Origin of the sequence: Paenibacillus piscarius (assembly GCF_022234545.1) — a bacterium.
GTDB lineage: Bacteria > Bacillota > Bacilli > Paenibacillales > Paenibacillaceae > Paenibacillus_AQ > Paenibacillus_AQ piscarius.
Genome location: NZ_JAIEUI010000027.1, coordinates 79,189 through 94,722 on the forward strand (window position 1 = coordinate 79,189; position 15,534 = coordinate 94,722).

Annotated in this window: 13 protein-coding genes; 10 read left to right on the forward strand and 3 right to left on the reverse strand. The window is 50.8% G+C overall.

Going from position 1 to position 15,534, the window contains the following annotated elements:
- The first annotated feature begins 53 nt into the window (after window positions 1-53).
- From K1558_RS29055 to K1558_RS29090, 8 genes are all read left to right on the forward strand, one after another.
- Window positions 54-2,297, forward strand: a complete 2,244-nt coding sequence (locus K1558_RS29055) for a helix-turn-helix domain-containing protein (RefSeq protein ID WP_238655462.1) — start codon at window positions 54-56, stop codon at window positions 2,295-2,297.
- Window positions 2,298-2,483: 186 nt separating this feature from the next.
- The gene (locus K1558_RS29060) at window positions 2,484-3,398 is read left to right on the forward strand and encodes a sugar phosphate isomerase/epimerase family protein (RefSeq protein ID WP_238655463.1); all 915 of its coding nucleotides are present in this window, start codon (window positions 2,484-2,486) and stop codon (window positions 3,396-3,398) included.
- 29 nt (window positions 3,399-3,427) lie between these two features.
- On the forward strand, window positions 3,428-4,489 hold the full coding sequence (locus K1558_RS29065) for a Gfo/Idh/MocA family protein (protein ID WP_238655464.1): 1,062 nt from the start codon (window positions 3,428-3,430) through the stop codon (window positions 4,487-4,489).
- Between the two features lie 28 nt (window positions 4,490-4,517).
- Window positions 4,518-5,627 carry a Gfo/Idh/MocA family protein gene (locus K1558_RS29070; RefSeq protein WP_238655465.1) on the forward strand — a complete coding sequence of 370 codons (1,110 nt, stop codon included), beginning with the start codon at window positions 4,518-4,520 and terminating at the stop codon, window positions 5,625-5,627.
- A 15-nt stretch (window positions 5,628-5,642) separates the two neighbouring features.
- The gene (locus K1558_RS29075) at window positions 5,643-6,035 is read left to right on the forward strand and encodes a C-glycoside deglycosidase beta subunit domain-containing protein (protein ID WP_238655466.1); all 393 of its coding nucleotides are present in this window, start codon (window positions 5,643-5,645) and stop codon (window positions 6,033-6,035) included.
- Between the two features lie 22 nt (window positions 6,036-6,057).
- Complete coding sequence (locus K1558_RS29080) at window positions 6,058-7,038, forward strand: sugar phosphate isomerase/epimerase family protein (RefSeq protein ID WP_238655467.1); 981 nt, start codon at window positions 6,058-6,060, stop codon at window positions 7,036-7,038.
- 113 nt (window positions 7,039-7,151) lie between these two features.
- Window positions 7,152-7,943, forward strand: coding sequence for a sugar phosphate isomerase/epimerase family protein (locus K1558_RS29085; protein ID WP_238655468.1), 792 nt, complete (start codon window positions 7,152-7,154; stop codon window positions 7,941-7,943).
- A 26-nt stretch (window positions 7,944-7,969) separates the two neighbouring features.
- Window positions 7,970-9,058, forward strand: coding sequence for a Gfo/Idh/MocA family protein (locus K1558_RS29090; protein ID WP_238655469.1), 1,089 nt, complete (start codon window positions 7,970-7,972; stop codon window positions 9,056-9,058).
- A gap of 56 nt (window positions 9,059-9,114) precedes the next feature.
- Here the strand turns inward: K1558_RS29090 and K1558_RS29095 are convergent, their stop codons facing one another.
- The 3 genes from K1558_RS29095 to K1558_RS29105 form a co-directional block, all read right to left on the reverse strand.
- On the reverse strand, window positions 9,115-10,191 hold the full coding sequence (locus K1558_RS29095) for a hemolysin family protein (RefSeq protein WP_238655470.1): 1,077 nt from the start codon (window positions 10,189-10,191) through the stop codon (window positions 9,115-9,117).
- A 49-nt stretch (window positions 10,192-10,240) separates the two neighbouring features.
- Complete coding sequence (locus K1558_RS29100; protein WP_238655471.1) at window positions 10,241-11,554, reverse strand: hemolysin family protein; 1,314 nt, start codon at window positions 11,552-11,554, stop codon at window positions 10,241-10,243.
- A gap of 209 nt (window positions 11,555-11,763) precedes the next feature.
- Window positions 11,764-12,666: an AraC family transcriptional regulator gene (locus tag K1558_RS29105; protein WP_238655472.1), complete on the reverse strand. Its 903-nt coding sequence runs from the start codon at window positions 12,664-12,666 to the stop codon at window positions 11,764-11,766.
- A 127-nt stretch (window positions 12,667-12,793) separates the two neighbouring features.
- On the opposite strand from K1558_RS29105, the gene K1558_RS29110 reads away from it, so the two are divergent.
- Together K1558_RS29110 and K1558_RS29115 are read left to right on the forward strand one after the other, a co-directional pair.
- The gene (locus tag K1558_RS29110) at window positions 12,794-14,461 is read left to right on the forward strand and encodes a glycoside hydrolase family 43 protein (RefSeq protein WP_238655473.1); all 1,668 of its coding nucleotides are present in this window, start codon (window positions 12,794-12,796) and stop codon (window positions 14,459-14,461) included.
- 92 nt (window positions 14,462-14,553) lie between these two features.
- Entirely contained in the window at window positions 14,554-15,441 is an 888-nt protein-coding gene (locus K1558_RS29115; protein ID WP_238655474.1) for a hypothetical protein, read from the forward strand.
- Window positions 15,442-15,534 lie beyond the last annotated feature (93 nt).

Genomic DNA, 15,534 nt, shown 5'->3' on the forward strand with positions numbered 1-15,534 from the left:
GAAGATGGGGTTCCGCTTATTTGCTGTAATATTCAGGAATGGAGGGCGGCAGCATGATGAGACGTCTGGACAAAGGCAGCATGATCAGGGCAGAGGCCGATGCGGAATATGCACCAGCGCAGGCCCAGGCCGTGACTTTGTTTGTCGTGCTTGAGGGGACGGTAGGCATAACTATTAATGAGGAACGATATGAACTGTCTGCCGACGATGTGGTGGCCGTGAACCGGGGCGAATATTATGAGGTTAAGAAAATAACAAGCTCCAATCTGCTGTTTACGTTTGTCATATCCGATTCGCTGATCCATAACACCATCTATATGGCCGGACTCCGCTTCGACTGCAATTCGGCCGTACACCGGAGCAGCCATTATGCCGGCATCCAGCAAGATGTGCTGCATATTCTGGATATTCTTGTGTATAACAACCGGAGAATTAACTTCTTGTATCTGAGCCATGTCTACCATCTGCTGAATACGCTGATCCAGAATTTCTCCAGAATGCAGGCCCAGCCCCCCGACCGGGATGACCGGATTCAGCGGATTGAAGAGTATATCAAGGAACATTACGCCGACAATATTTCATTAAAAGCCGTTGCCGCGCGGTTCTATATGGACCATGCGTATCTGTCGCGGCAGTTCAAGAAGTCTACCCAGGTGAACTTCAAGGAGTATCTGGCGGAGCTCCGGTTAGGCCATGCGGAGCATGAGTTAGTCCATACAGAGCGCAAAGTGGCGGAGATCGCCCTGGAGCATGGATTTTTTAACGTAGCCAGCTTCAACAAGGCCTTTAAAAAAAAGCATGATCTTACGCCGTCAGAGTACAGGGAGCAGCATAAGATACAAGAAAGCCAAGCTGTGCCGGCAGAGGATGAGCAGCTCAAAACCAGATATTTCACCTATCTGGAGAGCTATAAGCGCAGCAGCAGCGGGCAGCCGCCCGATATGAAGAAGAAAATTAAGCTGAAGAGCAGCGGACACTTCTTCCCGGCGAACTGGAATTCCATACTCAATATAGGGGCAGCCACCCATGTATTGCAGGATGACTGCCAACAGCATATTTCACTGCTGAAGCATGAGCTGGACTATACCTATGCGCGGATCTATGTGCATGAGGATATAGCGCTTGATCAGATGAACACCATTATTGATTTTATTTTGACGCAAAGGTTAACGCCATGGCTCGTCGTTGAATATCATCCGAACGCTTCTACCGGCTGGTTAAAGACACTGCTGAATCATCTCAGCAACCGCTTTGGCGAACGTCTAATGAAGAAATGGTTATTTGAATTGTCAGCCCGCAAGGCTGCAGCATATAGCAGGGAGGCATTGTACGCATTCTTCCGGCAATTCAGAGGCCTGATCAAACACCTCTCTGAAGAAATTATGGTGGGAGGCTTCTCGCAGCCGTTAACGGGCGGGCACTCCGAGGATGTATTCCGCGAACTGGACGCCGATTTCTACGCCTTCTCCATGTTCAGCAGAACCACTGTCCCTTCCGGCAACGGAACAGCAGAAATCATCAACAGGGATTCGGGGTATTTTAATACGGCACTCCAGGAGCTGTCCGCCCGCAATCTCCGGAATAAGCCTGTCTATATAACGGAATGGGGAATCTCCGATGCACCGCAGAATTACCTGGCGGACAGCTTGTATACGGGGGCTTTTACTATTTATAACATCATTGCTGTACATGATAAAATAGCGGGGATGGGCGGCTATCTGGCATCGGATCTGTTCGATCCAAGAACCCCGGGCCATGAGCTGCTCAGCGGAAAGCCGGGCCTGCTCACGAGGCATGGAATGTTCAAGCCCGCGATGAATGCCATGAAGTTTCTTGCCGAGCTGCGCAATGTGGAAATTGCCTATGCGGATGATCAGGTGCTGGCAGGGACAATAGGAAGAGATGAAATCTATATCCTGTTCAGCAATTATACCCATCCGAACGATCTGTATTTTATCAAGCCGGAGCAAGAGATCAACCGTACCGACTTAAGTCTCTTCTTCGCTGAAGCCGAAGCCTCGCTCTCGCTGGAGCTGAGCAATCTGGAGGACGGCGTGTATGAGATCAGAAGATACCGGTGCAGCAGGGGGGAAGGGAATCTGCTGAACCAGTGGCGGGAGCTTGATTATACACAGAATATAAGACCCTCGGATCTGGCCTATCTGAAGGTGAAGAATATGATTAATATGAGCCTGAAGGAGATTGAAATTACCAATAGGTCATTTACGATCCGCGAGCAGGTGCGGAATAATGATTTCTTTGTCATCAATATGCGGAAGCAAAGGGTTATCCATTAATCAGTGGCATGAACTATGAACCATGAACGAATCAGAGAAGACAATAATCGCTTAGCGATTATTGTCTTTTTGCTTTGCGGCCAGGCGAACAGGTCAAGAACGGACAATCAGAACGAACAACAGGCCTCCTAGATGAGAGTTATGAAAGGGCCTACAATTTGAAGTAAGAAAGGGGTGTGCAAGGCAATGAAGCTGGGGGTAGTATCCGCCATTCTGGATCAAAGCAGCTATGAGGAAATGATTGATATTGTGGCTGCGAACGGAATGGATTGTGTTGAGGTGGCCTGCTGGCCGGCCGGGAAGGCAGCCAGAAGATATGCCGGAGTGTCTCATATCGATACGGAGAAGCTGACGAAGAGCAAGGCGGATGAGCTCGTGAAGTATGCCAGAGATAGAGGGGTGGAGATCTCGGCCTTGGCGTATTATCCGAATCCGCTGGACGAGGACCTGGATAAGCGCGCCGGAGTGATCAGGCACTTGTATTCATTAATTGATGCTGCTGAACTAATGGGCGTGAATCTGGTGACGACGTTTCTGGGCCGGATGCCTTCCAGGAGTGTCTCCGAGAATCTGGTAGAGGCTCAGAAGGTCTGGGAGCCGATCATCCGGTACGCAGAGTCCCGCAAGGTGAGAATTGCGATTGAGAATTGCCCCATGCTGTTCACCGAGGATGAATGGCCGGGCGGGCAGAACCTGATGACTTCCCCGGCGATCTTCCGGAAGGTCTTTCAATTGCTGGACAGCGAGTATTTCGGCCTGAACTTTGATCCCTCTCACTGTATCTGGCAGCAGATGGATTATATTAAACCGCTGTATGAGTTCAGACATAAAATCTTCCATGTCCACTACAAAGACATCAAGATTTATAAGGAGAAGCTTGAGCAGGTTGGCATTCTCGCCGCCCCGCTGGAATATATGAGCCCCAAGCTGCCGGGCTTGGGAGATGTGGACTTCGGCAGATATGTCTCGGCGCTGACCGATATCGGCTACACAGGCTTCAGCTGTATTGAGATTGAGGATAAGGCGTATGAGCGGAATTACGATGATGTGAAAAGGTCGATTGCGCAAAGTGTCCGCTATTTGCGGAATTACGTATCCTGATCCATGCTCCATAGATTCGGAGGAAGACGATGAGGAATATCAGGTTTGGAATAATCGGTTACGGATTCATGGGCCAGACACATGCGGAGACGATCGCCAAGCTGGAGTATGCAGAGCTGGCCGCTGTCTGTGACATTGATGCGGCTAAACGTCCGGCGGAGCAGGCGGTTGAATTCTTCGACAATGCCAATGAATTCTTCGCCAAAGGCAGGTTCGACACGGTGATCATTGCGGTTCCCAATCATCTGCATCTGGAGATGGTCGAGAAGGCGGCGAAATCCGGCAAGGATATCATCTGTGAGAAGCCGGCGGCCATGAATGCGGAGGAATTGCAGGAAATGATCACGCTGACCCAGCAAGCCGGGGTGCTGTTCACGGTCCATCATCAGCGGAGACTGGATCAGGATTTTCAGACGGCGAAAAGGGTGTATGAGGAACGTGCAGTAGGCGAGGTGTATGTGATCAAAAGCTCGCTGTACGGCTTCAACGGAAATATGCATGACTGGCATATCTATCCCCACTATGGCGGCGGAATGCTGTATGACTGGGGCGTTCACCTGATTGATCAGCTGCTGTTCATGGTTCCCCACAAGATACAGACGGTCAATGCCCGGCTAAGGAATGTGATCAATGCCAATGTTGACGACTACTTCAATATTCAGCTTACGTTCGAGAACGGCTTAATTGCCGAGATCGAGCTGGGCACTTACTTCCTGAATGATTCTGAGCGGTGGTTTGAACGGCACTGGTTCATCGGGGGGAATGAAGGCAGCTGTGTAATTGACGGCTTCCAGCCTGAAGCCAGACTGGTGCGGACTTCGGAGCTGCTGACCAATACGCCGTCCAAGTCCACGATCACCCATGCAGGGCCAACCCGGTCCTTCGGCAATCCGCCTCCGGGAAGAATCCTGACGGAGAGCGTAGCTATTGAACAGACGGCGCACAGCATGTTTTTTGATAACTTCGTCAAGGCGAAGAACAAGCAGGCGGAATTATTGGTCAAGCCTGCAGAGATGCTGCGCCTGATGGAGCTGGTGGATCTGATCCGGAAGTCATCAGAGGATGCTCAGAGCTATCCTTTTGATAAATAAATTAATGTTCATGGAAGGGGTACTACAAATGTCTAAATTAAGAATTGGTATTATTGGCTGCGGAGGCATTGCCAACAACAAGCACTTTCCGGCGCTCAGCCTGCAAAGTGATAGATGCGAAATGGTCGCCTTTTGCGATATTCGGGTGGAACGCGCCCAGGAGGCCTGCGAAAAGTATGGCGCTCCAGGCGCTGCATATTACGAAGACTACCGTGAGCTTCTAAAGGATGCTTCCATTGATGTAGTTCATATCTGTACACCAAATGTCAGCCACAGCCCGATTGCCGTTGCTTCGTTCGCCGCCGGTAAGCATGTGCTCTGTGAGAAGCCGATGGCCCATACCACGGAAGCGGCCCTGGAGATGATGAAGGCCTGGAGACAATCGGGCAAGAAATTTACCATCGGCTATCAGAACCGCTTCAGAAATGAAGTCCGTTCCCTGAAGGAGAGCTGTGAGAATGGGGAGCTGGGGGAGATCTATTTCGCCAAGGCTCACGCCGTTAGACGCAAGGCGGTTCCTACGTGGGGCGTCTTCCCGGATAAATCGCAGCAAGGCGGAGGCCCGCTGATCGATATCGGTACCCATGCGCTGGATATCACCCTCTGGATGATGGATAACTACGAGCCGGTGTCTGTGAACGGATCTGTGTTCCATAAGCTGGGCAATCTGCCCGGGGCAGATGCCGGTAACCTGTTCGGGCCATGGGACCCGGAGAGCTTCGAGGTGGAGGATTCAGCCTTCGGCTTCATTAAAATGAAGGATGGCTCGACCATCTATCTGGAGGCTGCCTGGGCGCTGAATGTCGTGGAATCGAAGGAAGCGGCCACTACGCTATGCGGGACGAAGGCGGGCGCGCATATTAATTCCGGGATGAGCTACCAGCAGAACCAACTGGTGATCAACAGAGCGCATAATGGCATTTTGACCCAAGAAGAGATCAGTACTTCCGGTAACATTGCCTTCTTTGAAGGTGGAGCCACCAAGCCGGAAGTGCTTGAAGCCAAGCAGTGGCTGGAAGCGATCATCAATGATACAGAGCCGCTGGTGAAGCCGGAGCAGGCGTTTGTGGTCACACAGGTGCTGGATGCGATCTATAAATCGGCGGAGTCCGGTAAAGAAGTACAAATTCAATCATAGAAAGGGCAGTTTAATATGTTTGAAAAATATCTGGTTCATCCCAGCGGATTTAGAAATGTGACAAGTGAGGGACAAACGGTTGGCTATGAGGTGCAATTGCGGATTCCTTACTATAGAGGCATTCCGATGTCGTGTGTGAAGGAGATCACCCTGACGGTGGATGATGCCGCCGTTCCGCATGAGAGCACGTCCTTCCTGGTCAAAGGCGAATGGCTGAAATATGACGAGCTGCCGACAGCGGTCAATCACAGATGGGAAATGGCCGATGCCATTACTGTCCGTGTGGAGCAGACAGGCGGGCTGCAGCCGGGAGCGCATAAAGTGAAAGGCTATGTAAGCCTGCGGATCTCTTATCAGCCGCATCCGAACGTGGGAGAGGACGAGAAAGTGCTGACCTTGGAACCATAAAACAATGAAGGGGAAATAAATCATGAGTTACGCAATTAAAAGAGGAGTATCCCTATACAGCTATCAGGACGAGTTCTATACCGGCAAAATGAACCTGGAGGATTGCATCAGAGCGGCTGCGGAGGCAGGGGCCACGGGTGTTGAATTTCTGCCTGAACAGATGCTTAACAACTTCCCGGAGCTTACCGGTGACTTCTTCAAACAATGGTTTGAATGGATGGAGAAATATAATGTTGAGCCGGTTGCGTATGACGCCTTCCTGGAAACGAAGCTGTACGGCAACCGGATGCTGACCCGCTCGGAATCGGTGAAGCTGATGAAACGGGATATCGCGCTGGCCGGCAAGCTGGGCTGCAAGGTGCTTCGCACACTGGTGTCCACCCCGCTTGAGGTGGTTAAGGACAGTCTGGGCTTCGCGGAGGAGCATAATGTGAAGATTGCCCTGGAGGTCCATGCCCCGTTCACCTTTGGAACCCCATGGTTTGAAGAGCGCCTCGACTTCATTAAGGAGAGCGGCACGAAATGGTTTGGCATTATGCCGGACCTGGGCGTATTCGTGAAGCGGATGGCCCCGGTCATGTCTGATTTCTATATCAGAAAGGGCGGAACTCCAGAGATTATCGCGCTGATTAATGAGAACTACGAGAACGGCGGGGACCGGAAGGCCTTCCTGGAGCAGGTGAAGCAGATGAAGGATGCCACCGAAATGGATAAAAAGTATGCTGAGCTGGCCACCCACATTGTATTCACCAAGCCGCAAATTCTGCTGGACAATATTCCGTACATCATGCATGTTCACGGCAAATTCTATGAAATGGATGAATCGCTGCAGGAGCCGAGCATTCCTTACAAGGATATCCTGGATGCCTTGAAGCAGGGCGGCTACAACGGCTATATCTGCAGTGAATACGAAGGCAACCGGCATATTCAGGATTATATGGAAGTCGACAGCGTGACACAGGTCAGACGGCATCAGATGATGCTGCAGCAGCTCATCGGATAAGCAGGACATCTCCATAAACACTCATCGTTACCAGGTGAGTGTTTATTTTTTAACAACAGGGTCAAAAGAAGGTATACTAATGTGATGTAAATCTGTAAGGAGTGTGCAGGAAGATGAGACTGGGTATGATTGCTTCGGTTACCGAAGAGAGCTTCAAGCAGGCACGGAGAAGGGAGCTGGATTTCCTGGAGTTCTGTGTCAATGAGGGCGATAGCGTGGCGGATTCCTGCCGTCAGGTGGACCAGATTGCGGAGTGGAAAAAACAATATAATGTAGAGATCGGATCGGTCGGCCGCTGGAAGTCACTGCGGATCAATGAGCAGGGCGAGCTGCTGCCGGATGAACTGGAGCGTTGTTATCAGTTAATTGATGCTGCCCGGGCGCTGGATTGCCCAAGCTTTGTAGTGGGATGCAATTACGTAGAAGGACTTAGCTTTTATGAAAATTGTACAGCAGCCATCGCCTTTTTGGAGAAGCTGCTTGATTATGCCCGGGGCCGCAATGTGCGGATTTCCACTTACAATTGCCGCAAGGTCAATTTCGTGAATACACCGGAGGTATGGCGCATCATTCATGGTCATCTGCCGGAGCTGGGCATCAAATTCGATCCGTCCCATGCGCGTTTTTTTGAAGGTGATTATTTGCAGGAGACGCTGGATTGGGGGCACCGGTTCTACCATGTCCATCTCAAGGGCTCGCTGCTGGTTAACGGCCGTAAGGTGGATGAACCGCCTGCGGGAATGGACCAGACCGACTGGCCGTCGTTCATCGCCACCCTCCGTGCTGCAGGCTATACCGGTGGCCTCAGTATTGAGCCAAGAAAATCGGCCCTGCCGGAAGAGCTTGCCGATCAAGGGATTGATTACTCTGCCGCTTATTTCAAGAAGCTGCTGTTAAAGGTCTGACAGAAGATACGTAAGAGGTGATCATAATGAAGAATAAATTAAGATATGCATTAATTGGCGCAGGCGGCAATGCAGAGAAAAAGCATATTCACGGCTACCTGGCCCTGGCCGGCGATGTAGAAATCTTGGCTATCTGTGATATCGATGAGGGCAAAGCCCGGCGGATGGCCGGGAAGTATGGCGTGCCTAAAGTGTACACCGATTATAAGGAAATGATGAACAGGGAGCAGCTCGATCTTGTAAGTATTGTTACCCCTAACTTCCTGCACGCCGAAATCACGGTATATGCGCTCTCCCAAGGGATACATGTCCATTGTGAGAAGCCGCTCTGCCTCTCGGCCACGGAGGCTCATGCCATCCTGGAGGCGCGTAACCGTTCCGGCAAAAGAGTCATGATCGGCCTGAATAACCGGTTCACCAATGAAGCGGTATTCCTGAAGCAATGGATCAGTGAGGGGAAGCTTGGGCAGATCTACAGTGCCAAAGCCGGATGGATACGCCGCAGCGGCATTCCGGGCAGAGGCACCTGGTTCACCAATAAAGAGTATTCGGGAGGCGGCGTACTGATCGATTTGGGCGCTCATTATCTGGATCTGGCCCTGTATCTCATGGGAATGCCTAAGGTATGCTCGGTGACCGGCAGAACCCATCAGAATTTCGTGCATACTACCACCCGTAACCGCAACGGCTATCAGGGAATTGCCGGGGGAATCTTCAATGTAGAGGATGCCGCCAACGGATATGTGGCGCTGGAGAATGGCTCCAGCCTGGCGCTTGATTTCAGCTGGGCCTCCAACATTGAGGAAGACCGCTTCTATGTGGAGCTGCTGGGCACGGAAGGGGGAGCCAGTCTGGTGAACGGAACGCTGAAGCTATTCGGGGAGAGCTCGGGGGTGTGCCTGGATATGACTCCTAAGCTGGGTTTGAACCCTAACCTGCAACTGGTGAATGAATTTGCGCATTTCATCGATTGCATCCGCAATCCGGAGAAACCGTTGATCGCTCCGGCGGATGATGGATTGTATTTCTCAGAGATCGTGGATGCGTTCTATGAGAGCGCCGAGGCTAGGAATACTGTCAGCTTATCCAGTCAGCAGCCTGTGCTGGCTCATTAAGCTGCTAAACAAAAAAGGCCTTGGAAAAGGCCTTTTTTTTGTAAAGTACTGCTTATTTAATTCAACTCACTATGAGGCGGAGGAACATTGAGATTTAAGGATTCATCGCGGATCTCGCCAACAATCTCTTCCAGGAGATCCTCCATGGTGACAATGCCGGTAGTCTTGCCGGAGCTGTCCGTTACTTTGGCCATATGAACTCTGGTGTGCTGCATCCGCAGCAATACATCACGCAGGTTCTCGGTCTCGACGAATATTGGAAGCTCATGCACGAATTTTTGCCAGTCCGCGCTTCGTCCGGCGGCAATACTGGTCAGCATTTCTTTGGTGTTAATGTAACCGATATACGGTTCGCCTTCATTTGGACTTACAACAGGGTAACGGGTGTAATCGTGTTGGCCCACGACTTCAATTAACTTATCGACGGGCATTCCTGATTGTACAGTGACCACTTTCTCAATAGGCACAATAATCTCACCCAGACTGCGTTCATCAAAAGCGAAGATGTTATTCAAGTAGACTAACTCTGTCTTATTGATCTCTCCGCTCTCAAAGCTTTGGTCCACGATCCATTTCAGCTCTTCCTCGGAGTGAACCGTTTCATGGCCCGCAGGCTTGACTCCAAAAGTGCGGAGCAACAGTCTTGCCGACCCGTTCAGGGCAACGATGAAGGGATAGGTGATCTTGCCGAACCAATACAGCGGGGGAGCCAGCAGCAAGGTCATCTTTTCTGCAAATTGAATCGCCAGTGTCTTGGGGGCAAGCTCTCCAATCACTACGTGCAAGAAGGTGATGATGGACAAGGCGATCAGATAGGACAAGACGGTAGACAAGGCAGCGGGAACACCGATTTGGTCGAAGATCGGATGCAAAATCCGCTCCACGGTTGGTTCGCCGAGCGCACCGAGTACCAAAGCCGTTATCGTAATCCCTAATTGACAAGCGGATAGATAATAATCTAAATCGTGGGCAACCTTTTTGGCAATGACCGCTTTTTTGTTGCCTTCCGTGATCAGCTGATCAATCCGGGACATACGTACCTTGAGAATCGCGAACTCAGCGCCTACAAAGAAAGCGGTGAGACCAATAAAGACAGCTACCAGAATTAAGTTTAAAGTAATGACTCCGTCCAAATTTTTCCCTCCGGCTGAGGGATTCACCTCCAAAAGTTGTAGTTATACGTTAGGACTGTTGCTCTAATGCTCTCGTAAGAACGATCTGCTTGATCTGCAGGTTGTCCATTTCAGTAATGACCCAATGTTGACCGCCATCCTGAAGCTCGTACCCCGGGTTCACGGGATTGCCGGCCTTGTACTGAATCCAGCCTCCGATGGTATCTATGCCATCCCTGTCCTCGAAGACCAGCCCAAACTGCTGTTCAATCTCTTCAAGCAAGACACGTCCATTGATTCTATAGGTCTGCTCGCCGGTCTGCTGAATATCTGCAAGCTCATCTGCGTCGAACTCGTCGCGGATTTCTCCGACAAGCTCCTCCAGAATATCCTCCAAGGTCAGAATCCCGGCAGTACCTCCATATTCATCGGCAACCATGGCCATATGCATCTGTTCCTGCTGCATTTTGAGCATCGCTTCCTTAATAGGGGTCGTCGACGCTACAACGGGGAGGCTGCGTACAAAATCCTTCAGATGACGCTCCCGGCCGGCGATAATATGGGGCAGCATTTTTTTGATGTTCACCACACCATGAATGATATCCTTGTTTCCATCCTGGGTGACCGGGTAACGGCTATAATTATTGGAATCAATGACACTGATAATCTCTTCATACGACATCGTGTAATCCAAAGCTACCATTTCAGTTCTGGGAATCATAATGTCTTTGGCGATACGTTCATCAAAAGCAAATACATTATCTAAATATTCCAGCTTCGTTTCGTTCAGCGCTCCGCCCTTGAAGCTTTGAGCCATAATGATCCGCAGCTCCTCTTCCGAATAATGCTCTTCATGTCCGGCGGGTTTGACCCCAAACAGGCGTAAGGCAACGCGCGAAGTTCCATTTAGGGCAACGATAAAAGGATGCATAATCTTACCGAACCAGTACAGCGGGGGAGAGAGCAGCAATGTCATTTTTTCGGAGAACTGGATCGCCAGTGTCTTGGGTGCCATTTCACCGACAACGACGTGTAAGAAGGTAACAAAAATAAAAGCAATGGCATAGGAAGCTACGGAAGCGGTTGCGCCGGACAAGTTGAAGAAGTCAAAGACCGGGTACAGAATACGCTCCACGGCTGGTTTACCGATTGCCCCCAGACCAAGGGCTGTCACTGTAATTCCAAGCTGGCAGGCGGAAAGATAATAATCCAAATTACCGACAACCTTTTTGGCAATAACGGCTTTCTTGTTTCCTTCATCAATCAGTTGTTCAATCCGCGACATGCGGATTTTGACGGCCGCAAATTCCGCAGCTACAAAAAAAGCGGTTAAAGCAACTAATATGGCAAGAATAATTAAGTTAGTAATGGTTATTAGGTCCAAGCTTTCCCCCTCATGAAGAGGGATTCACCTCCAAGTTATGGTTAAATTGCATATCCTGTAGAACTTAACGATGGACATGAACAGCCGCTTGAGAAGTGAATCAATTCATGAGTACAATCCATTTGCAAAATCGCCTTCCCATTTATTGTTCACCTCCCCACCTAATTATACGAAGGAGTATACCATAAAAGCTTATAAACCATCCAGTTTCACGTCATGGTTTGCGATCTGCGGAATTCCGAAGGACTCAGGTCCGTCCACCGCTTGAATTGCCTGCTGAAATGGGAGAGGTTCTTGTATCCTAAGCGGTTTGATATTTCATGGAGTGAAATGTTAGGCTGCTGCATCAGCATTTTGGCCTCCTGCAGCTTCAGGTTGGACAGATAGGTCCGGGGCGACATGTGATATACCTTCTGAAAAACCTCTAGTCCGTAGTTGGGACTGATCCCCAGCGAAGAGATGATCGGCTGAATGTGCAGGGTGTATTCCGGCTGCCCGGCGTTCTCTGCTATGGCATGTTTTTTGAAAGCTCTCTTGATCGCGTCCGCAATCTCCTTGGCATATTTCGCTGCAGTGATGGAGGCGTGATTGGGAGCCTGCTTGTCCGCTGGCTGTATATCCAGCAGTACCTCCAGAAGCTCAAACAGAACAACCTGGGCTCTCAACTTGGCCTTGGTGAAGGACATCTCCGGTTCCTCCAGAAGCCTGATCCAGCGCTCCAGGCATTCGTTCAAGCTGCTGTGATACGGATGGGAGGGCTCATAGACCCAGTCCGTGTTTTTCATGATTTTCATGCGTAAGGAAGGCTCGTCAATGTCAAAATGCGCGCAGAAATACGTCATCGGTCCGGCGGAAATGCAGGTGTTGGTATGCTCAAAGCCCGGAGGAATCAGCAGAATGTCGCCTTTCCTAAGCAGGAAGCTTCCGTTCTCCAGAACCGTCTCCTGTGCGCCGTCCAGCACGATCAGGATTTCAAAGGCATGATGGAACTCCTTCGGGATCGACCAGCCGGCTGAAACCGTCTGCTTATGGGCGCCAAAAAAACGGATATTCCAATCGATGCGCGGAAGCAGTTGGGTGATGCCTGCGTCGGGCGCGTTGTTGTATTCCATAGCTAGTGACCTTCCTTTGATAAGGGTAAATTAAACATTGCTGATACAATCGCGGCCTGCGGCCAATACTTATTATAATACAGGTATCAAGCGGCAACCGCTTTTAGAGTCAGAGGCAGAGAGAGGAATGGAGACAATGACCCAGATTCACAACCCTATAATTCCCGGCATGGCACCCGATCCGTCGATCATTCGTGTTCATGACACTTATTATATCGCTACCTCCAGTTTTCATTGGACCCCGGGGGTACAGATTTACAAATCCATGGATTTGGCCAACTGGGAGCTGATCAGCTCTGTACTCCGGAACGGTGAGGTTGATTTGCGCGGAACGAATACACCGGCCGGAATCTGGGCGCCGCATCTATCGTATGACCCCTCCACAGGCAGATACTGGCTGGCGTATTCGCATATGCTCAATATGGCCGGCCGTGAATTCAACTCGGATTCCTATGCTATGTGGGCAGAAGATATTCAGGGACCGTGGTCCGAGCCGGTGTATCTCACTTCCATTGGCTTTGACCCGGCGCTCTTTCATGATGATGATGGCAAGCAGTATGTTTCTATCCTGGAGTGGGAGACACGCGAGGGGTACCAGGCACCGGGCCATATCGTCATTGCTGAGTTTGATTTAACCACGGGGAAGATCATCGGGGACTGGCAGCGGGTGACGCAGGGATTCACAACCCGGGGCTGCGCTGAGGCACCGCAGATTTACAAACGGAACGGACACTATTATCTAATTATTGCTGCCGGGGGAACCGGATATGCTCATGGAGTAGAGGTAGGGCGTTCACAGAATATCTTCGGGCCTTATGAACCGCATCCTTCCGGGGAGCCGATTATTACCTCATCCCCGCGGCATCTGTTCTCATTGGGTGATCCGGACGCAGGCCATTTTGAGATGTACAACCCGAACTCTCCGATGCAAAAGGCAGGCCATGGCTCCTTAGTTCACACTCATACCGGCGAATGGTATATTGCCCATCTGATGTCCCGCCCGCTTACGGGCAACCTCTTGAATCCGTTGGGACGCGAAACCTCCATTCAAAAGATGCGCTGGACAGAAGACGGCTGGCTGGAAATGAAAGACGGGACCAATGTGGCGAAGATGGAGGTTGAGGGGATGGAGGGAGTTATAATTGCTGCCCCGCTGTCCCATGATGTTCAGGATGATTTCAACGATGAGAGCTACAGCATCCAGTTCATGACCCCTTACCGGAATCAGTCTAGGGACTGGACCAATACGGTAGAGCGCCCGGGGCATCTGCGGATTTATGGCGGGAACTCTTTTTTCTCACAGATTCATCCGGCTATTATGGCCACACGCGCTACTTCCTTCAATTATGAGCTGCAGACCAAGGTAGAATTCCATCCGGATCATTACTCGGAGACTGCGGGCATGGGGCTGTACTATGACTCGAATAACTGGGTGTATGTTCACCTGACGCATTCGGAGCCGGCGCGGAGCACTGTGCTGAGGGTATTGCAGGCCAAGCTGGGGCAGCGTATTGAATTTGCGGATACGATAATCCCGGTGCCTCAAGGGATCGTGGAGCTGAAGCTTGTCTACACATCCGGGTTGGCGGACATGCTTTATCGTATGGAACCGGAGATGGAGTGGACAGCCCTTGTAAGTGATTTGGATGCGGCGTACTTGTCGGACGAAGGTGTTAACGGGGAACCGGGAGAGATCGGCGGATTCACCGGCTTGTTTAATTTCATCGGCTCGGTGGATGCACATCAGCATGATTCCTTTGCCGATTTTGACTATTATTCTGTGAGGAACCAATAGGCCGCGGATGGGGAAGGAAGGAATTTCCGGTCCACTTTTCAATATATTCTTGTTAAGGTAGGGGGACTGCTATTCTGAAGAGGTGATAATTGATGCAAAAGAAACATTGTGCATTCTGCGATCAGATTGTCCGGATTACAGCAGACGGGGAGTATGATCAGTATATCGACTGCTCCTGCTCGCCTGGCGGAAGCTACAAATTGCTTAGAGACAGCTATGAAGCCATTCTTGCGCTCTCGTTCCAGCAGAAGCGGGACATGCTGCATCTGATCTCAGGCTATATCTGCGAAAAGACGGATTGCGGCGAAAAGGTGAGTCTTGCGTTCAGCGATCTGGAGGACATTGTGAATGCCCCGGATATTCCGGTAACGGCTGAGGATAAGGGCAACCGGCTGCTGCAATATCTGTATCGGCATTGTGATGGACCCGGGGAGGCGGTAGTTATTCACCCCTTGGCTCGCAGCTACAATCTGACGTACTCTCCCAATCTGCAGGAGCTGGTCTATCTTATTGACAGGCTGCAAAGTGAGAATTTGCTGATCAGGGAAGGAATGAATTTCTCATTGACTCCCATGGGCTGGGAGGAAGCGGCAGCAACGGCAGGAGGCCGGATCTTACAGCAGCAATGCCTCGTCCTGCTGCCGGATGATGAGGAGCTGAAGGCGGAGTGGCAGGAGAAGCTCTGGGGTAAAATCGAGCAATTGGGTTACTTGCCCCGTTTGCTTGCAGGCAGGAACGAAGCGGCGAATTCCCTGGAGTCTGTAGCGGACAGCAAGCTGATTATTGCCGACCTCACCGGCCAGTCCCCTGAGGTGTATCTGGCTGCGGGCTACGCGCTTGGGCTGAACCTTCCGGTAATCTGGACGGTCAGAAGCAGTGAGGCAGATGGGTTAAGAGCACATTTTCAGGAGATACGTCCTCTGGTTTGGGATACTGCGGAAGAGCTGAAGGTATTGCTTCAGCAGAAACTTTTGAAATAATAGTTGCATAGTTGTTTGAACCATGTTATATTATAAAAGTTGCTGGTGACGAGCTGATCGCCGCCGACAACGAGCTTGATCTTTGAAAACTGA